Below are 16718 nucleotides of genomic sequence, written 5' to 3' on the forward strand. Positions count from 1 at the left end.
GGTGGGTTCGCGTACGGCAGCCGACGGCACCCGGCTGGAGATCCGGCTCATCCCGAGCTGTCAGGCCGGGTGGGTACGCACCTGGCCCACACATGGGGGTTTCGGTATCGAGGTCACCAGCCCCGACGGCCGGAGAGACGGCCACGACCACCATGATCGCCGCAGCGCACGCCACGGGTCTGCAGTGCTGTTACTGCACGCCTCGGCCGGCCTACCGGGCCGGTAGTGACGGCCAGGTTGGAGCGCTCCAGCCAGCGGCAGCGGCCCCCCGCCGGCCCGGGGCGGCGCAGGGCCGTGCCGTTTCCTTCTCCCACCGCTCACGGGCAACAGCCCGAGCCGCCCGTGCGGGATGGTGTGCCATGGAGGTTGTCGTCGTGTCCGGCGGTGATCCGTGGCCATTGGGCGGTCGGTCGTCCGTTCTTGCGGAACTGCTGGCCGCGTGTCTCGTACGGATGTGGCCAGCCGGGTGGGGAGTCTTCCCAGGTCTCCTGCCGTCCGCGGACGGTCATGTCGAGGATGCCGTAGGAGGGTGCCATGGGTTCGACGCCTCGTCCGGTGGTCCAGTACGTCTCGAAGACGCGGTCCCCGTCGCGGAGGTAGGCCGCTTTCATGCCGAAGTGGCGGCCGGCGAGGAGCCGTTCGTGCGACTCGGCGGGCACGGAGTACCAGGGCATGTCCCAGCCCATGAAACGGCGGTAGCGGTCGGACTCCTCGAAGGGGCCCTGACAAAAGACGGCGAAGGTGACGTCACGCTGGTGCAGATAGGACAGCTCGCGGACCTGGCCGGTGAAGAAGGTGCAGCCCTCGCACTGGCCGGCGGCGGGTTGGCCGTCGTGCCACATGTGATACGACACGAACAACTGGGTACGGCCCTCGAAGACGTCGATCAGCGGGACCTCTCCGTCGCCTCCCACGAGCGGAGTCGACGGGTCCACCTCGGTCATGGGCAGTCGTCTGCGGGCGGCGGCGATCGCATCGCCCTCCCGGGTGTGCGCCTTCTCCCGGACGCGCAGGGTGTCGATGGCGGCCAGCCACTCCCGGCGGGAGACGACCGGCGGCGTGTTCGGTGCAGTCATGTCTCTACTGACCCGACAGCCCGCAAGAACTCATCGGTGCGGCCTGAGACGAGCACCGAACTGCCGGGGTCCGCCCACATCGCAGCAGTCGTCAGCGGCCCTGGCCCCCTGCGACAGCCGGGCCACCTCACGGTGGGTTCGAGGGGCGGGCAGGCAGGCTCTCGCCAGCCGCGGCGAGTCGAGCCGCCTGCTCTCCCGGGGTCCGCGCGGTCACCTCTGCCGGTCGCCGTAACGGGCCCATCCGACGGCGGCCGTCAGGACCGGCAGAGCGAGAGCGATCGCGAACGGCCACAGGGTGGCATCGAGAGCGACAGCGGTAGCGAAGGCGACGGCGGCTGCAAGGGTCATGGCCTTTCCGACCAGAGCCTGCACCTGCAATCGCTGCTGGGCCTGGCGCTCGTCCGGCTCGCGGCGGATCAGGGCGGCGCGGTCGGTGTCCCGCCCGCCGACGAACCAGTAACCGATGGCCGCGAGCCCGACGGTGGCAGCGAGGTGACCACCGGAGTGGTCGCCCAGCCGCGCACGGTGACGTCCGCGAGGCCCGTGGCGAGGCAGGCGCCGATGATGACGAGGGGCGCGCGCAGGCGCGGGGGAACGGGGCCGGTCATGATGTCAGCTCCTCGCTGTCAGGGTCGAACATGGCGTCCACGGTCTGCCCGAAGAACCGTGCGATGCGGAACGCGAGCGGAAGCGACGGCAGATGGCGCTCCCTCTCGACGTCAAGCTAGTGCTCTGACCGGGAAGGTTCACCGTGTTGTAGGAGGCGGGCAGCTTCCGCGGAAATCCGTTTCAGGGATTGCTGGGGTGCCTCTACTGTGGCGCGGTGATGACTGAGGTGATCGTTCTCAACGGTGGTTCCAGCTCGGGGAAGTCCGGGATCGCCCGGTGTCTGCAGACGGTTCTGCCGGATCCGTGGCTGGCTCTCGGGACCGACACGCTGGTTGACGCGATGCCCGCGTCCATGCAGGTGTCAGATGCGGGAATCGAGTTCGCTCCGGACGGAGCGGTGATCGTCGGTCCGGAGTTCCGGACGCTGGAAGCGGCATGGATCGAGGGGGTCGCCGCGATGGCCCGTGCGGGCGCCCGGGTCATCGTCGATGAGGTCTTCCTCGGCGGAGCGGACTCGCAGCAGCGGTGGCAGAAGGCCTTGGGTGGCCTGCGGGTGCTGTGGGTCGGCGTCCGGTGTGACAGTGCGGTGGCCGCAGGCCGTGAGGTCGCGCGAGGCGATCGGACCATCGGGATGGCCGCCTCCCAGGCGGAAGTGGTCCACCGGGGCGTGGTCTATGACCTGGAGGTGGACACCACGCATACCGAGGCGATGGAGTGCGCGCGGGCCATCGCCGCGCAGGTCGGGTGATCGACGGCCTGGCTGTCTGCCGCTGTGACCACAACGCCGGGACGAGTCAGGCCGCTGCTGCCGGGGGCCGTCCGCCCCAGCGGATGCCCTTCTCGCTGCGGATCCGGGCGCGTTCGCGGCGTTGGGCGGCCAGCACGTCGCGGTGGCGGGCGTTGGTGTTGCGCCAGCGCAGGTAACGGTGCAGCTCACGGGTCTGGACGGTGTGGTTGGGGTGGCGGGAGTTGGCGAGGGTGAACTGCCGCAGCGGCCCGAAGTGCGCCTCGATCGCATTGGCCCAGGAGGCGTTGGTCGGGGTGAAACACAGCTCGACCTTGTTCTTCTTCGCCCAGCGGCGGATCTTGTCGCCCGTGTGGGCAGAGAGGTTGTCCAAGATGATGTAGATCGGAGCGCCGTCGGGACGGGCGGCCCGGATCGACTTCAGGGCCGCCAGGGTGTTGGCCGTGCCTTTGCGGCGGCGGTTGACGCCTCACAGGGTGTCGTCGCCGACGGAGTAGCAGCCGTGGAAGTAGGTGACGGCCGTGGGGGCGGTGGTAGGTCGCCGGCAGCTGGCCGGGGCGACCCTGCTCGGCCCAGCAGGATCCTGCGGTGGGCCGGATGCCCAGCGGGCGGAACTCGTCGAAGGCGAATGCGCGGTCCGCGAAGTGCTCCAGGACGTGCTCGATCCGGTCGAGCTTGGCGTCGCGGTCGGGGTCGGTGGACTCCTTCCACGTCTTGGTGCGCTGGAAGGTGACCCCACGGCGGGCCAGCAGCATCCGCAGGGCCTCACGGCCGATGTGGATCACCCTGCCGTGGACTTTGCGTAGAAAGGCGGCGAGTTTGCGGATGGACCAGCGGGTGAAGGGCTGCCCGAGCTTGGTGGGACGGGTGGTGGCCGTCTGGATGACGAAGTCCTCGTCGTCAGGGCTGAGCAGGCGGGGACGGCCTCCCGCCCACTGAGGGTCCAGGCGGGCCAGGCCGATCTCGTTGAACCGATGGATCACATCGCGGACGGTGTCCTCGTCGGCCTGGACCAGCCGGGCGATCACCGGCACACGGTCGCCTCCGGCCGATGCCAGGATCATCATCGCCCGCCGGTAGCGCACCGCGCTGGTGCTGCCCCGGCGCACGATCTGCTGCAGCCGCTGTCCCTCCTGGTCGGTCAGTCTGCGGACCTTGACCGGCTCTGCCATCGCGCCTCCCCGCACAGATTGGATGTCGGCACATCCAACCGCGCGCAAGGCCCGAACCGCGAACGGCAACTCGGTGAACCTTCCCGGTCAGAGCACTAGCTTTACATCTCGCGATCCCTTCTCTCGGCGTGCGCGCGCCCCCGTGAGCGGCTGTGCGTGCTGTCAGCGTGCGAACTTTTCGATGGCTGCCGGGGTGACGGGGGTGAAGAAGTTGACGAGGTTGCCATCGGGGTCGCGGAACAGCAGCGACCGGTTGCCCCAGGGCATCGTGGTGGGCCCGTTGACGAAGTCGGTGACGAAACCGGTCAGGTTCTGGTGAACGCGGTCCACGTCGTCGACGAGGAACTCGGTGATCACGCTGTGGTTGTCCGCCGGGCGGGCGGAGCCCGGGGCGAACAGCGGGACGGTGCGGGTGCCGGCGATCGCGAGGGTGGCGCCCGGGGTCCTGAGTTCGGCGAAGTCCTCGGTGGCCCACGTCGCCCGCGCCCCGGTGGCTCGCTCGTAGAACTCGACGAGGCGTGCGACGTCGCCGGTGATGATGCGGATCGAGACGAACTCCATGGAAATCTCCTTGGCTGTGCTGGAGGCGTGCACGTCGCAGGCTAGGAGAAATAGTGGACAGAATCGGTCCGGTATTCGCGTTAGGCTGCGGAACATGCCTCGACCCACTGCCCGCGTGCTGACGCTCCTGGAGCTGCTGCAGTCGGGCGGCACCCGGACGGTGGCCGAACTCGCCGACAGGCTCGGCGTCGAGGGGCGCACCGTGCGGCGGTATGTGGACCAGCTGATCGACCTGGACGTGCCCGTGGAATCGGTGCGCGGCCGCTACGGCGGGTACCGGCTCGCCCCCGGGTACCGCTTGCCTCCGCTCATGCTCAGCGAGGACGAGGCGCTGGCCGTGCTGCTCGGTCTGGCAGCCGGCCGCCGAGCGGGCTTGACGACGACGGAGCACACGGCGGGTGAGACGGCATCGGCGAAGATCCGGCGGGTGCTGCCCCGGCACGTCGCCCGTCGGCTCGACACGCTCCTGGAAGCTCTCGCCTTCACGGATCAGCCCGGCGAGTTCGACACCCCGGACGCTGAGATCCTGCTCACCGTCGCCGATGCGGTGCGTCACCGCCGACCGCTCTCGATCCGCTACACCGACCGCGACGGACGGCGCAGCGAACGCACGCTGCACGCGTACGGGATCGTCGCCCATGCGGGCCGTTGGTACGTCACCGGCAAGGACGCCCGGATCGGCGAGGACCGGACCTTCCGGCTCGATCGCATCGCAGACGCGAGGCCCCTGCCCGGCTCGTTCGAAGCGCCGACGGGTCCCGGTCCGGCACAGCGCGTGCTGTCGGGGTTCGCCACGGCCGAGTACCGGCATGAGGTGATCTTGCGGATCCATGGGACGGTCGAGCAGATCCGCGCCCGCCTTCCCGCCGGCGTCGCGAGCCTGGAGGAGCACGAGCCCGCGGCAGGCGAGGACCGGGCGGCCGAGCGCTGGCTGCGCGTCGAACTGCGGGTGGAGCGGCTCGACTGGTTGCCTCCGGTACTCGCCTCACTCGACCGGCCGTTCGTCGTCGAGCGCCCCGATGAACTGCGCGACCTCGTCACCGCGCTCGCCGATCGCCTCGCGTCCCACGCCCGCCGAGCCTGACGGCGGGGAACCGATGCGGGACCGCTGGAGCGTGGAAGGGCTCCCACAGGTTCGTGCCGCGTTCGAGGGATCAGTCGATCACGGCGGCCCGCCAGGTCTTCTCATCGGCGTCCAGGAGCGCCGTGATCAGGGAGGGTTCCGGTAGCGGGGCGTGGTCCGCGGTGGTCCTCAGGGCCGAGGCCGCGGTCAGATGGCCCAGCCGCAGGGCGCGGTCCATGGGCAGCCGGCGCAGCAGTCCGCCGAGGAATCCGGCGGCGAACGCGTCCCCGGCGCCGACCGGTTCGGTGACGGGCACGGTCAGGGCGGGCACGCGGTGGGCTGTGGCGCCGACGAAGGCGGTCGCGGCGCGGCCCCCGTCCTTCACCACGAGGACGCGCGGGCCGGGCAGGAGGTCGCGGACGCGTTCGGCGTCGGTGATCCCGTCCCCCCACAGGGTCTGGGCCTCGTCGAGACCCACGAGGGCGATGTCGGCCCGGTCGGCGAGCGGCCGCAGTACGTGGGCGGCGGAGCGGCCGGCCCACAGGGCGGGGCGGTGGTTGACGTCGAAGCTGACGGGCCATGGGCGGTCGGGGCGCAGCGCGTGTTCGACGAGGGCGTGGCAGTGCGGGGACAGGGCGGGGGTGATGCCGCTGAGGTGGACGAGTGCGGCACCCTTCACCGCCGGATCGTCGAGCACCTCGGGGGTGAGGGCCGAGGCGGCCGATCCGGCCCGGTGGTAGTGGACGCGGGTGCCGTGCGGGCCCGGGTCCTTGAGCAGGAGTCCGGTGGGACGTTCCGGGTCGGTGCGTACGCCGCTGATGTCGACGCCGCCCGCGGCGATCCGGGCGCGGACACGGCGGCCGAAGGGGTCGTCGCCGACGGCGGAGACCCAGCGGGCGGGGATGCCGTGGTCGGCGAGGTAGAGGGCGACGTTGGACTCGGCGCCCGCGATGTCGACGCGCAGCAGGTCGGTGTCGTCCAGGGGGCCGAGGGGATCGGGGGCGAGGGCGGCCATGGTCTCGCCGACGCAGACCACGGGGCCCGGGCGCAGTGGCCGGTGGAGGCTCATGGTGGGGGTCCTAGGGTGTGTCGGCGCGGTCGGTCGGCGCCGGGGCGGAGGGGACCGTCGGGCGGTAGGGGGAGGCGGGGGTGCCGGGCACGTCCACGCGGACGGCGAAGACGGCGCCGTCGAAGGGCCCCGGGGCGGGCAGGCCGATGTGTGCGCTGGTGACGAGGAGCGTGCGGCCGTCGGTGCCGCCGAGGCAGAGTCCGGCGGGCTGTGCGGCGGGCAGGTCGATGATCCGGTCGAGGGCGCCGTCGGGGTGGTAGCGGTGGACCTGTCCGAGGCCCCAGACGGCGGTCCACAGCCCGCCCTCGGTGTCGGTGGTCATCCCGTCGGGGCTGCCGGAGGCGAGGGTGACGAAGGGCTCGGGTGTGCCCAGGTCGCCGCTCGCGGGGTCGACCCGGTAGCGCCGGATGACGCCCCGGGCGCTGTCCGCGAGATACATGAGGGTGCCGTCGGCGGTGAAGGCCGGGCCGTTGGGGACCGTGATGTCCCGCAGCACGCGGGTGACGCGGCCGTCGCGGTCCAGGCGGTAGAGGGAGCCCGCGTCCCCGGTCGCGTCATGGGCCATGCTGCCCGCCCAGAAGCGACCTTGGGGGTCGGCGACGCCGTCGTTCATCCGCATCGGTACCGGGGCGTCGTCCTCGGGGCGCGCGATCCATTCGGCTCGGCCGGCGGGGTCGACGCGGCAGACGCCGGTGCCCGCGGCGGCGATCCAGTGGCCGGGGCGGCCCTCGACCGGTGCCACCGCGCCCAGCGGACAGGGCAGTCGGGCGATCGGGGTGTGTGGCGCGGTGGGGTCGTCGGGAGCGGCGAGGAGCCGGCCGCTGAGGATGTCGGTCAGCACGGCGTGGTCGTCCGTCCAGCGGATGCCTTCGCCGAGTTCGAGGCGGTCGGTGCCGAGAACCATGGGGGTCGAGGTCGCGGTCATGAGTGGTCCTCCGCGCGGACGACGTCCAGGAAGGTGCGGGCCCGTCGGCGCAGGGCGGTGCCGCTGCCGCCGTCGGCGGCGTCCCCGATCAGAGGCGATCCGACGCCGACGGCGATGGCGCCGCCATGGAGATATGCGGCGGCGGCCTGGGCGTCCACTCCTCCGACGGGCACGAAGGGCAGATCGGGGAAGGGGCCGCGCAGGTCCCGCAGATAGCCGGGGCCACCGGCGCTGCCGGCCGGGAAGAGCTTGAGGGCGTCGGCGCCGAGGCGCAGTGCCTGGAGGATGTCGGTGGGGGTCATCACCCCGGCGAGCACCGGGAGTCCGAGTTCCCGCCCGGTGGCGATGCCGTCGCTGACCGCCGGGGTGACGAGGAAGGCCGCCCCGGCGTTGTGGGCGGCTCGTGCGTCGTCGGCGCTGAGGACGGTTCCGGCTCCGAGCGTCGCGTCCGGGCCGAGCGCGGCGCGGGCCCGCGCGATGACGTCCAGCGCGTCGCGTCCGCTGAGGGAGACCTCGACGAGGGTGACGCCTTCCTCGGCGAGGGCGAGCACGGTGGTCAGCGCGGCGTCCGGGTCGCTGCCGCGAACGATGGCGAGCAGTCGCTGGGCGCGCAGCGCGGCGAGCAGGTCCATCGGCTTCCTCTCTGGTGGCGGGGTTCAGGGGCGGCGGGTCGCGGTCACGGTGAGCCGCCAGGTGACCTCGCCGGAGGGCGGGACGACAGCCGTGTCGCCGTCGTCCGCCCCCGTGCGGTCGAAGACGCGGCCGAGCATCGGCTCCACGCCGATCGAGCGGTACGGGGCGTGGCAGGGGAAGCCGCCCAGGTTGCGCCACAGGGCGACCGCGACGGGCTGTCCGGTGGCCTCGACGGACAGATGCAGCGTGTCGGGTCCGTCGTGCACGGCGGCCACCGGGGTGAGGACGATCGCGCCGACGGCGGTCCCGTCGTCCGGGCCCAGCCGGTCGAGCGGTATGCCCTGGACGCGCGGCCAGTCGCCGGTGACCCGGTGCGCGCCCTCGTCCGGGTGGAGCCGGGTCTTCGCGGGTGTGTCGATGGCGATCCGCGCGGCCGGGGAGAGGTCGAGCAGGGCGTGGGCGGCCCAGAGGAAGCGGTAGCCGGGCTCCGCGGTGAGCGTGTAGTCGGCGACGGCGGCTCCGGACTCCGCACGAAGGCGCCGGGTCAGGCGGAAGTCGGGGCACTGTACGACGTCCTCCTCCCCGTCCCTGAGCCAGGGCCGTGACCAGGCGTCCCCGTGATCGGGCAGCCCGCGCACCGTGGGTACGCACTCCTCGAGGCCGCCGGCGTCGGCGAAGGGGTCGCCGGGCCCGGCCAGGGGGCGGCGGGGCTCGTCGCGGTGCCACAGCCATTCGCGGCCGCCCGCGGTCAGCGAGGTCCAGCGTCCGCCGTGGTCCGGATCGGTGACCACGCGGACCGGGAGCCGGGTGCCGGTCACCATTCGGCGAAGGAGCCGTCGGCGTGCCGCCACACGGGGTTGCGCCAGGCGTGTCCGGACCGGTCGGCGGCGCGAACGGCGCTCTCGTCGACGGCGATGCCGAGTCCGGGCAGTGCGGTGCGGTGCGCCTGGCCGTCGGCGAAGCGGAAGGGCTCGGTGTCGACCAGGTACGACAGCAGGTCGGCGTCCTTGTTGTAGTGGATGCCCCGGCTCTGCTCCTGGATCAGGAAGTTGGGTGTGGCGAAGGCGACCTGGAGGCTGGCGGCCAGCGCGATGGGGCCGAGCGGGCAGTGCGGCGCCAGATGGGCCCCGAAGGTCTCGGCGAGCGAGGCGATCCGGGTGACCTCCGATATCCCGCCGGCGTGCGACAGGTCCGGCTGGGCCACGGCGATGCCCGCGGTCAGCACCGGGAGGAAGTCGGCACGCCCGTACAGCCGTTCGCCGGTGGCCAGCGGCACCGACGAGGTGGCGACCAGCCCTGGCAGCAGGTGTGCCTGCTCGGGCAGCACGGGTTCCTCGGCGAACAGCGGGTGCAGCGGGGCTATTTCATGGAGCACGCGCCGGGTGTTGGCGGCGCTGAAGCGGCCGTGGAAGTCGACGGCGACATCGCGGTGCGGGCCCAGGGCCTCGCGGGCGGCGGCCACCCGCTCGACGACCGCGGCCGTCTCGGCGGGGCTGCCGATCGGCGGGGTGCGCCCGGCGGCGTTCATCTTGACGGCGCTGAAGCCGGCCTCCACCTGGGCGGTGACCTCCTCCTTGAGCCGCTCGGGTTCGTCGCCGCCGACCCAGGCGTACACGCGTACGGTGTCGCGGACCGGACCGCCGAGCAGGGTGTGCACCGGCACCCCGAGCGCACGGCCCGTGATGTCCCACAGGGCCTGGTCGATGCCGGCGACGGCGCTGGAGAGGACCGGGCCGCCCCGGTAGAAGCCGCCCTTGCTGAGCACCTGCCAGTGGTCCTGGATGCGCAGGGGGTCCTTTCCCACCAGATACTCCGCCAGCACCTCGACGGCTGATCTGACCACCTCGGCCCGGCCCTCCACCACGGGTTCGCCCCAGCCGACGACGCCGTCGTCGGTCTCGATGCGGCAGAACAGCCAGCGGGGCGGGACGAGGAAGGTCTCGACACGCGCGATCTTCACTGTGACGGTCCGTCCTTCTTCTCGGCCGTGCGGTCCGCTCCCCCGGGCGCGGAGGGGTCGCTGAGCTTGTCGAGGTCGCGCGTCGCCTGGTCGAGCAGGGCGCGCATGGCGTGTTCCGCGGCGTCGGGGTCCCGGTCGCGCACGGCGTCGAGGACGGCCCGGTGGCTGGGGACGGGATCCTCGCTGTGGGGGGCGCTGTGCACGAGCCGGTCGCGATGGGCCAGGCCCGACTCGATGACCATCTCCATACGTTCCAGCAGTTCGTTGTGGGTGGCCGCGAGGAGAGCCCGGTGGAAGGTGAGGTCGGCCTTGACGGCGTCGCCGGCGCCGCCCTCCTGGCCCATCGCGGTCAGTGCCGCCTGAAGTGCCTCGAGGTCGGCGTCGGTGCGGCGGGTCGCGGCCAGCCGCACGGCGGCGGGTTCGATGATGTCGCGGACCTCGCCCAGGTTGCGGAGCAGTGCGGCGTCGGCGTCGGTGCCGCTCGGCTCGGAGAACTGCCAGCGCAGCACGTCGGCGTCGAGCAGGTTCCAGTCGGAGCGGGGCCGGACGAAGGTGCCGCGTTTCTGCCGGGCGTCGACCATGCCCTTGGCCGCGAGCACCTTGAGCGATTCACGCAGGGCCGTCAGGCTGACGTCCAGTTCGCTCTGCAGGGCCGCCATGTCGAGTGTCGCTCCCTCGGGGATCTCGCCGCTGAGCACCCGGCGGGCGAGGGTCTCCACGGTCTGGCCGTGCACTCCGCGGCGCGCGTAGGGCGTCATGTGTGTGCCTTTCTTGCTGGTCGGTCGGGGCGGGAGTGGTCGGTTCCGTCAGGCGGAGTCCTTGGAGACGCTCCAGCCGCCGTCCACGAGCAGACTCGATCCGGTGATGTAGGAGGCTTCGTCGGCGGCGAGGAAGGCGACGGCGGCGGCGACCTCCTCGGGAGTGCCGAAGCGGCGGGCGGCGGTCCCTGCGACGCTGAGGTCGCGGTCGGCCTGCGGTACCCGGTCCCAGGCGGCGGTCAGGACGGGTCCCGGCAGCACCGCGTTGACGCGGACGAGCGGCCCGTACTCGACGGCGAGCTGGCCGCACAGCGACAGCAGGGCCCCCTTGCTGGCCGCGTACGCCGGGTGGCCGGGGATGCCCCGGTGGGCGTGGACGGAGGAGACCAGCACCACGGCGCCCTGCTGCTCGCGCAGGTCGGGAAGTGTCGCCCGGACGCCCAGGAAGGCGCCGGTGAGGTTGACGGAGAGCTGCCGTTCCCAGGCCGGGAGGCTGGTCTCGTGGGCCGGGGCGACGGCCACCGTGTACGCGTTGCTGACCAGGACGCCCACGGGCCCGAAGCGGTGGGCGGCGGTGATCACGCGCCGCCAGTCGTCCTCGCTCGCGACGTCGGCGGCGACGAACAGGGCGCGGGCCCCGTCCTCGCGCAGCCCTTCGGCGGTCACCTCGCCGTGTTCGGCGTCGATGTCGGCGAGGACGACGGCCGCGCCCTCCGCGGCGAGGCGTGCTGCGGTGGCCGCGCCGATGCCCGATGCGGCGCCGGTGACGACGGCGACGCGGTTGGTGAAGCGGGCGGCTGGGTTCATGGGGTGGATCGTCTCCTGTCCGGGGGTGGGAATGTCCGAGGGCAGCGGGGTGCGGGGGCGGCCGCCGGTGTCACTGCCGGGCCAGGACGGTCAGCTCCGCGTCCCGTTCGGCGGTCCAGGCGAACGGCAGCCCGGAGTGCAGCAGATGGGCGCCGCTGTAGCGGATGCCGGTGGCGGTGTCGGCGTAGACGGCGTCCGGCCGCAGTCCGCGCAGACGCAGCCGGGCGGCCCGGCCGGGCACCAGGGGCGCGCCGTCGAGCGGGCCGGTGTTCCATGCGGCCACCACCAGGCGGGCGCTGCCCGGTTCCTCGTACTGGATGCCGCACGTCGGGTCTTCGGGGCTGCCCAGCAGATGGACCTCGCCGTGGTGGACGACGTCGCGGATCTCCTTGTAGCGGGCGATCCAGCGTGCCGCCTCGGCGCGCTGCTCCGGCGTCCAGCGGCGGATGTCGGCGCCGATGCCGAGGACGCCGGTGAGGGAGCTGACGAAGCGGAAGGCCAGCGAGCGGGGCCGGGGGTCGAAGATGCCGGGGGCGTCGGTGACCCAGGAGCTCATGGTGTGCGGGGCATGGGCGTGGAGGTAGCCGTACTGGATGCGCAGCCGGTCCAGGGGCGCGGTGTTGTCGCTGGGCCACACCACGTCGGTGCGGGCGAGGGTGGCGTGTTCGACGCGGGCGCCGCCGCCGGCGCAGCCCTCGACGGTGACGTGCGGGTGGGCGGTGCGCAGATGGTCCAGGACGCGGAGGTAGCCGGCGACATGGGCGGCGTCGAGGTCGTGGAGTTCGGGGTCGGGCCCGGCCGGGTGGCCGGGGCGGCCGCGCTCGGTGGGCGGCCGGTTCATGTCCCACTTGAGGTAGCTGACGGCATGGGAGTCCAGCAGCCGGTCGAGGGTGCCGGTCACGAAGTCCTGGACGTCCTCGCGGCCGAGGTCGAGCAGGAGCTGGTTGCGGACCAGCGTGGCGGGGCGGCCGTCGATCCGGTACACCCACTCGGGGTGCTCGGCGTAGAGCCCGGAGCGGGGGCTGATGCCCTCGGGTTCCACCCACAGGCCGAAGTCCAGGCCGAGGGCGCGGACGTCCTCGACGAACCGGTCGAAGCCGCCGGGGAATTCGGCCGGGTCCGGGTCCCAGTCGCCGAGCCCTCCGCGGTCGTCGGGGCGTCCGGTGAACCAGCCGTCGTCGACGACGAAGAGCTCGGCGCCCAGTTCTGCGGCGGTCCTGGCGAGCTCCAGTTGGCCGGCGGCGTCCACGTCGAAGCCGGTGGCCTCCCATGAGTTGTAGAGGACCTTGCGGGGCCGGTCGATGCGCGCGCCGGTGAGGTGCCGCTCGTAGCGGTGCCACACTCGGGCCAGCCCGCCGAGCCCGTCGGGGCTGAAGGCGCAGGCGAGCCGGGGGGTGACGAGGGTGGCTCCGGGGGCGAGGCGGACCGCGCCCTCATGGGGTACGCGGCCGGCGCGCACCCGTACGGAGCCGCCGGGCTCGGCGTCGGCGGTGATCCGCCAGTTGCCGGACCATTCCAGGGCGATCCCGTAGGTGGGGGTGGCGCCCTCGGCGGGGGCGGCGGCGTCCTGGATCGCGAGCCAGGGGTGATAGGCGTGCCCGGCCGAGCCCTGGGTGCTCTCCGTCTCGAAGCGGCCACGCTCCAGGCGCACGTCCTTGAGCTGGAACTCCTGCGACCACTGTCCGGCCAGGTAGGTCAGCCGCGCGCCGCCCTGGACGGGGACGTTGACGGCCGCGGAGTCGAAGCGTTCCAGGCGCACCTCGGTTTCGCCGGTGCAGGTGAGCTCCGTCCAGCGCAGGACGACATCGGTGCCGGGCACCGTCCGGTAGTGGAGGGTCGTGCGCAGGCCGAGGAGGTCGTCGGTGAACTCCAGGCGCAGTGCCCGGTCCTGGTCCTGTGCGGCCCCGGTGAAGCGCCACCAGCTGCCGCGGTCGCCGCCGGGACGGGAGGCGATCAGGTCGGCGCCGGTGAACGGTCGCAGCCCGTAGGGGATGTACTCGGCCGGGGCGGTGTCCGCGGGGGTGATGAAGTGGGTGCGGCGGGACCGTTCCAGGGGCGAGGGCCCGTCCTCGGCGCCGTGCGGCCCCCAGGCGGCGAGCTCGGCCCAGCGGCCGTCGCCGCCGAGGGTGACGGCGTAGGTGGTGGTGTCGGTGCGCAGCAGCCACCGGTCGTCGTGCGCGGTCACTTGACGGCTCCGAGGTTGAGTCCGGCCACGAAGTGGCGCTGGAAGCGGAGGAAGACGGCCACCGTCGGGGCGGCGGCGATCACCGAGCCGGCCGCGATGACGTTCCACATGGACACGTACTGGCCCTGGAGTCCGATCAGCGAGGCGGTGACGGGCATCCGGTCCTCGGTGCGCAGCACCGTGATGGCCCACAGCAGGTCGTTGAAGATCCAGGTGAACGACAGCGCGCTCAGCGCGGCCAGCGCCGGGCGGGCCAGCGGCAGAACGACCCGCCGGTAGATCTGCCACGGGTTCGCGCCGTCGATGACGGCGGCCTGCTGGATCTCTGCGGGGATGGCCCTCATGAACCCGTGCAGGACGAAGACGTAGAAGCCTACGCCGAAGCCGACCTGCACGCCGATCAGGGCGTACAACCGGTCGTAGATGCCGAGCAGTTCGCTGAGTTTGGAGACCGGGATCAGCAGGATCTGCGGGGGCAGCAGATTGCCGCCGAGCATGAGCAGCAGCAGGACGCGCCGGAAGGGCAGGGCGTAGCGGCTGAGCGCGAAGGCCGCCATGGAGGCAAGGCCGAGCGAGAGCAGCACGGTGGGGACGGTGACCAGCATGCTGTTGATGAGGGCGCGCTGTTGGCCGCCGTCCACCCACGCCTGCCGGAAGCCGTCGAGGGTGAACGAGTGCGGCCGGCTGCCGACACCGTGTGCGGCGATGTCGTCGAACGTGCGGGTGCTGGTGAGGAGCACCAGGACGATCGGCAGCAGCCACAGCGCGGACAGCAGTCCGGCGGTCAGATGGAAGCCGGTGGTGCGCAGGGCGCGGCCGCGGGGCGCGGGGCGGTGGGGTGCCGCGGCCTCGGTGGTCTCGATGTGCGCCGTGGTGCGGGTGGCGGTCATCAGTCGGCCTCCCGGAAGGCGCGCACGAGGTAGCTCACGATGACGCCGAAGGCCAGCACGAAGATGACGACGGCGAGCGCGGAGCCGTATCCCAGGCGCAGCGACTGGAACGCGGTGGAGTACATATAGGTGCTCAGCAGTTCGGAGGAGTGGTACGGGCCGCCGCGGGTGAGCGCCCACACCACGTCGAACGAGCGCAGCGAGTCGATGACAATGACCGACAGGACGACCGCGTTGACGCTGCGCAGCTGCGGCAGTGTGATGTGCCGGAACTGCTGGACGCGGGTGGCGCCGTCGACCTTGGCCGCCTCGTACAGTACGGGGTCGATGCCCTTGAGGCCGGCCAGATACAGCACCATGACATAGCCGACCTGGCGCCACAGCGCGGGCACGATGACCGCGTAGAAGGCGGTGTCCTGGTCGGCGAGCCAGGCGTGCTTCCAGCCGCCGAGACCGACGGCCTGGAGCACATGGTTGATCAGGCCGTCCGGCTGGTACATGGCCTGCCACACCAGCGCGGTGGCGACCAGTGAGAAGACCACGGGCAGGAAGAGCGCCGCCCGGTAGAACCCGATGCCGCGCCGCTCCTGCTGGAGCAGCAGCGCGGCGCCGAGGCCGAGGGCGGCGGAGAGCCCGCCGAAGAGCAGCAGCCACAGCACCGTGTTGATCGCGGCGGTGCGGAAGACCGTGTCGTGCAGCATCTCGCTGAAGTTGCCGAGGCCGACGAAGGTCGGTGCCGACAGGCCGTCCCAGGACGTCAGGGAGAGGGAGAAGCCCTGGAGGGCCGGCCAGAACACCCAGAACGCCTCGGCGAGCAGCGGGACGAGGACGAAGGCCAGGACCACCGGGGGCACCCGGGTGGCTCCGGGCCGTCGTGCGGAGCCGGTCGGCGCCATCGTCACCGGCTCCAGATCTTCTGCGCGCCGCGCTGCCAGGTGGTGAGGATCGAGCCGATCTCCTTGGGCTTGGCCAGGTAGTGCACCAGCGCCGTGTCGGCGGTCGGCTGGAGGGCGTCGCTGGAGTCGCGGTTGAAGAACTGGGTGAGGTCGGCGGCGCCCTCGATGAGCTTTCGGCCCTTGAGGACCAGTGGGGTGCCGGCGTCCTTGGCGTCGGGGTGCGTGGGCAGCGTGGTGCCGGAGGAGCTCTTGAGGTAGAGCTCCTGTGCCTCGGCGGTGGCCAGGTAACGCAGCAGTTCCTTGGCGTCGTCGGCGCGCTTGGTGCGGGCGCTGGCGAAGTAGCCGTCGGTGGGGGCCTCTTCGGCGACCGGCACCTTCGGGTCGATGATGGGGAACTGGAAGAAGTCCAGGTCGTCCAGGGCGTTCTTGGGGGCGGCGTCGGCGAAGAAGGTGCCGATGAGCATCATGCCGGTGCGGCCCTGGAGCAGGGCGGTGGTGGCGTCCTGGAAGGGGATGGCCGTGCCGTCGGGGTCGAAGTAGGGCCGGACCTCGTCCCACTTGTCGAAGACCTTGCGGATCTCGGGGTCGTCGAAACGGTGCTTGCCTGCGAGGAGTTCGCGGTGGTAGGTGGCGCCGTTGACGCGGATGTCGAGGTAGTCGAACCAGGCGGAGGCGACCCACGGGGTGTCGCCTCCGGCACCGAGGCCGATCGGGGCGACGCCCTTGCTCTTGAGCTTGTCGCACAGGTCGAGGAACTCGTCCCAGGTCCTGGGCTCCCGCACGTCCCACTTCGCGAAGTTGGACTTCCGGTAGAACATGCCCCACCAGTAGTAACTGGTGGGCACGAAGACCTTCTTGCTGCTGGAGGGCGAGGTGCACAGGGTCTTCAGCGCGTCGGAGTAACCGGAGAGCTCCGGCTTCTCCCAGATGTCGTCGAGGCCGAGCAACAGGTCCTTCTCGGCGTAGGACTCGGCGACGGAGCCGGGGTACCAGGTGTAGACGTCCGGGGGGTTGGCGGAGGTGAGGTAGGTCGGCAGCTGGGTGCGGAACGTCTCCGAGGCGACGGTGTTGAGCTCCGCCCTGGCGTCGCCGCGCTTGTCGAAGGCGGCGACGATCGCCTGCATCGCGGTCTTCGCCTGCGGGGAGGAGAGGTTGGACTGGAGGGTCACCGGCCCGCCGGACTTTCCTGCGGAGGCGGACGGGGTCTGGGTGACGCAGCCGCTGAGCAGCGCGCCGGCGCCGATTGCGCCCGCCCCGGTGAGGAATCCGCGGCGGGTGGCGTTGAAGGCGGTCATCTGTGCGCTCCCTAAGTGCCCATGGAACGGAGCTGAGGCCCCCTGACGGCCCGGCTCCGGGCTGCGGCAGGCAC

17 protein-coding genes and 1 pseudogene are annotated in these 16718 nt (G+C 72.1%); 2 read left to right on the plus strand and 16 right to left on the minus strand.

Features of this window, described 5'->3' with window-relative positions; all coding sequences use genetic code 11:
- Nucleotides 1–317 precede the first annotated feature (317 nt).
- From CP978_RS02150 to CP978_RS02155, 3 genes are all read right to left on the minus strand, one after another.
- Entirely contained in the window at nucleotides 318–1076 is a 759-nt protein-coding gene (locus CP978_RS02150) for a DUF899 domain-containing protein (protein ID WP_043437074.1), read from the minus strand.
- A gap of 210 nt (nucleotides 1077–1286) precedes the next feature.
- The gene (locus CP978_RS34740) at nucleotides 1287–1424 is read right to left on the minus strand and encodes a hypothetical protein (protein ID WP_158508311.1); all 138 of its coding nucleotides are present in this window, start codon (nucleotides 1422–1424) and stop codon (nucleotides 1287–1289) included.
- 68 nt (nucleotides 1425–1492) lie between these two features.
- A complete protein-coding gene (locus tag CP978_RS02155) occupies nucleotides 1493–1684 on the minus strand; it encodes a hypothetical protein (RefSeq protein WP_144401424.1) in 192 nt (63 codons plus the stop codon).
- A 218-nt stretch (nucleotides 1685–1902) separates the two neighbouring features.
- On the opposite strand from CP978_RS02155, the gene cpt reads away from it, so the two are divergent.
- Nucleotides 1903–2433, plus strand: coding sequence for a chloramphenicol phosphotransferase CPT (gene cpt, locus CP978_RS02160; protein WP_043447920.1), 531 nt, complete (start codon nucleotides 1903–1905; stop codon nucleotides 2431–2433).
- A 46-nt stretch (nucleotides 2434–2479) separates the two neighbouring features.
- Here cpt and CP978_RS02165 read toward each other — a convergent pair.
- Both CP978_RS02165 and CP978_RS02170 read right to left on the minus strand, forming a co-directional pair.
- Nucleotides 2480–3602 (minus strand): annotated as a pseudogene (locus CP978_RS02165) (IS630 family transposase).
- Nucleotides 3603–3764: 162 nt separating this feature from the next.
- The gene (locus CP978_RS02170) at nucleotides 3765–4163 is read right to left on the minus strand and encodes a VOC family protein (protein WP_043437076.1); all 399 of its coding nucleotides are present in this window, start codon (nucleotides 4161–4163) and stop codon (nucleotides 3765–3767) included.
- Nucleotides 4164–4257: 94 nt separating this feature from the next.
- On the opposite strand from CP978_RS02170, the gene CP978_RS02175 reads away from it, so the two are divergent.
- A complete protein-coding gene (locus CP978_RS02175) occupies nucleotides 4258–5247 on the plus strand; it encodes a helix-turn-helix transcriptional regulator (RefSeq protein ID WP_043437080.1) in 990 nt (329 codons plus the stop codon).
- Nucleotides 5248–5317: 70 nt separating this feature from the next.
- On the opposite strand, the gene CP978_RS02180 is transcribed toward CP978_RS02175, so the two are convergent.
- The 11 genes from CP978_RS02180 to CP978_RS02230 all read right to left on the minus strand — a co-directional run bounded on the left by CP978_RS02180 (nucleotide 5318) and on the right by CP978_RS02230 (nucleotide 16644).
- Nucleotides 5318–6295 carry a sugar kinase gene (locus CP978_RS02180; protein ID WP_043437081.1) on the minus strand — a complete coding sequence of 326 codons (978 nt, stop codon included), beginning with the start codon at nucleotides 6293–6295 and terminating at the stop codon, nucleotides 5318–5320.
- Between the two features lie 10 nt (nucleotides 6296–6305).
- Complete coding sequence (locus CP978_RS02185; protein ID WP_063839035.1) at nucleotides 6306–7220, minus strand: SMP-30/gluconolactonase/LRE family protein; 915 nt, start codon at nucleotides 7218–7220, stop codon at nucleotides 6306–6308.
- Nucleotides 7217–7852, minus strand: coding sequence for a bifunctional 4-hydroxy-2-oxoglutarate aldolase/2-dehydro-3-deoxy-phosphogluconate aldolase (locus CP978_RS02190; protein ID WP_043437084.1), 636 nt, complete (start codon nucleotides 7850–7852; stop codon nucleotides 7217–7219). The genes CP978_RS02185 and CP978_RS02190 overlap by 4 nt, the downstream gene beginning before the upstream one ends.
- 24 nt (nucleotides 7853–7876) lie before the next feature.
- A complete protein-coding gene (locus CP978_RS02195) occupies nucleotides 7877–8674 on the minus strand; it encodes an aldose 1-epimerase (RefSeq protein ID WP_043437086.1) in 798 nt (265 codons plus the stop codon).
- The gene (gene dgoD / locus CP978_RS02200; RefSeq protein ID WP_043437089.1) at nucleotides 8668–9813 is read right to left on the minus strand and encodes a galactonate dehydratase; all 1146 of its coding nucleotides are present in this window, start codon (nucleotides 9811–9813) and stop codon (nucleotides 8668–8670) included. Before dgoD ends, CP978_RS02195 begins: the two co-directional genes overlap by 7 nt.
- Entirely contained in the window at nucleotides 9810–10571 is a 762-nt protein-coding gene (locus tag CP978_RS02205; protein WP_043437092.1) for a FadR/GntR family transcriptional regulator, read from the minus strand. Before CP978_RS02205 ends, dgoD begins: the two co-directional genes overlap by 4 nt.
- 48 nt (nucleotides 10572–10619) lie before the next feature.
- Nucleotides 10620–11378 (minus strand): SDR family NAD(P)-dependent oxidoreductase, encoded by a 759-nt coding sequence (locus CP978_RS02210; RefSeq protein WP_043437095.1) that lies wholly within the window; start codon nucleotides 11376–11378, stop codon nucleotides 10620–10622.
- Nucleotides 11379–11448: 70 nt separating this feature from the next.
- Nucleotides 11449–13563 (minus strand): alpha-galactosidase, encoded by a 2115-nt coding sequence (locus tag CP978_RS02215; protein WP_043437097.1) that lies wholly within the window; start codon nucleotides 13561–13563, stop codon nucleotides 11449–11451.
- Nucleotides 13560–14453 (minus strand): carbohydrate ABC transporter permease, encoded by an 894-nt coding sequence (locus tag CP978_RS02220; RefSeq protein WP_043437100.1) that lies wholly within the window; start codon nucleotides 14451–14453, stop codon nucleotides 13560–13562. The genes CP978_RS02215 and CP978_RS02220 overlap by 4 nt, the downstream gene beginning before the upstream one ends.
- A complete protein-coding gene (locus tag CP978_RS02225) occupies nucleotides 14453–15349 on the minus strand; it encodes a carbohydrate ABC transporter permease (protein WP_052453940.1) in 897 nt (298 codons plus the stop codon). Before CP978_RS02225 ends, CP978_RS02220 begins: the two co-directional genes overlap by 1 nt.
- Nucleotides 15350–15351: 2 nt before the next feature.
- Nucleotides 15352–16644 carry an ABC transporter substrate-binding protein gene (locus CP978_RS02230; RefSeq protein ID WP_043437104.1) on the minus strand — a complete coding sequence of 431 codons (1293 nt, stop codon included), beginning with the start codon at nucleotides 16642–16644 and terminating at the stop codon, nucleotides 15352–15354.
- Nucleotides 16645–16718: the final 74 nt, after the last annotated feature.

Origin of the sequence: Streptomyces nodosus (assembly GCF_008704995.1) — a bacterium.
Classification (GTDB): Bacteria; Actinomycetota; Actinomycetes; order Streptomycetales; family Streptomycetaceae; genus Streptomyces; species Streptomyces nodosus.

What these genes read in the sequence shown, in the direction of transcription:
- CP978_RS02150 (WP_043437074.1), bottom strand. Translation starts at nt 1,076, where the DNA reads ATGACTGCACCGAACACGCCGCCGGTCGTCTCCCGCCGGGAGTGGCTG.
- CP978_RS34740 (WP_158508311.1), bottom strand. Translation starts at nt 1,424, where the DNA reads ATGACCCTTGCAGCCGCCGTCGCCTTCGCTACCGCTGTCGCTCTCGAT.
- CP978_RS02155 (WP_144401424.1), bottom strand. Translation starts at nt 1,684, where the DNA reads ATGACCGGCCCCGTTCCCCCGCGCCTGCGCGCGCCCCTCGTCATCATC.
- cpt (WP_043447920.1), top strand. Translation starts at nt 1,903, where the DNA reads ATGACTGAGGTGATCGTTCTCAACGGTGGTTCCAGCTCGGGGAAGTCC.
- CP978_RS02170 (WP_043437076.1), bottom strand. Translation starts at nt 4,163, where the DNA reads ATGGAGTTCGTCTCGATCCGCATCATCACCGGCGACGTCGCACGCCTC.
- CP978_RS02175 (WP_043437080.1), top strand. Translation starts at nt 4,258, where the DNA reads ATGCCTCGACCCACTGCCCGCGTGCTGACGCTCCTGGAGCTGCTGCAG.
- CP978_RS02180 (WP_043437081.1), bottom strand. Translation starts at nt 6,295, where the DNA reads ATGAGCCTCCACCGGCCACTGCGCCCGGGCCCCGTGGTCTGCGTCGGC.
- CP978_RS02185 (WP_063839035.1), bottom strand. Translation starts at nt 7,220, where the DNA reads ATGACCGCGACCTCGACCCCCATGGTTCTCGGCACCGACCGCCTCGAA.
- CP978_RS02190 (WP_043437084.1), bottom strand. Translation starts at nt 7,852, where the DNA reads ATGGACCTGCTCGCCGCGCTGCGCGCCCAGCGACTGCTCGCCATCGTT.
- CP978_RS02195 (WP_043437086.1), bottom strand. Translation starts at nt 8,674, where the DNA reads ATGGTGACCGGCACCCGGCTCCCGGTCCGCGTGGTCACCGATCCGGAC.
- CP978_RS02205 (WP_043437092.1), bottom strand. Translation starts at nt 10,571, where the DNA reads ATGACGCCCTACGCGCGCCGCGGAGTGCACGGCCAGACCGTGGAGACC.
- CP978_RS02210 (WP_043437095.1), bottom strand. Translation starts at nt 11,378, where the DNA reads ATGAACCCAGCCGCCCGCTTCACCAACCGCGTCGCCGTCGTCACCGGC.
- CP978_RS02220 (WP_043437100.1), bottom strand. Translation starts at nt 14,453, where the DNA reads ATGACCGCCACCCGCACCACGGCGCACATCGAGACCACCGAGGCCGCG.
- CP978_RS02225 (WP_052453940.1), bottom strand. Translation starts at nt 15,349, where the DNA reads ATGGCGCCGACCGGCTCCGCACGACGGCCCGGAGCCACCCGGGTGCCC.
- CP978_RS02230 (WP_043437104.1), bottom strand. Translation starts at nt 16,644, where the DNA reads ATGACCGCCTTCAACGCCACCCGCCGCGGATTCCTCACCGGGGCGGGC.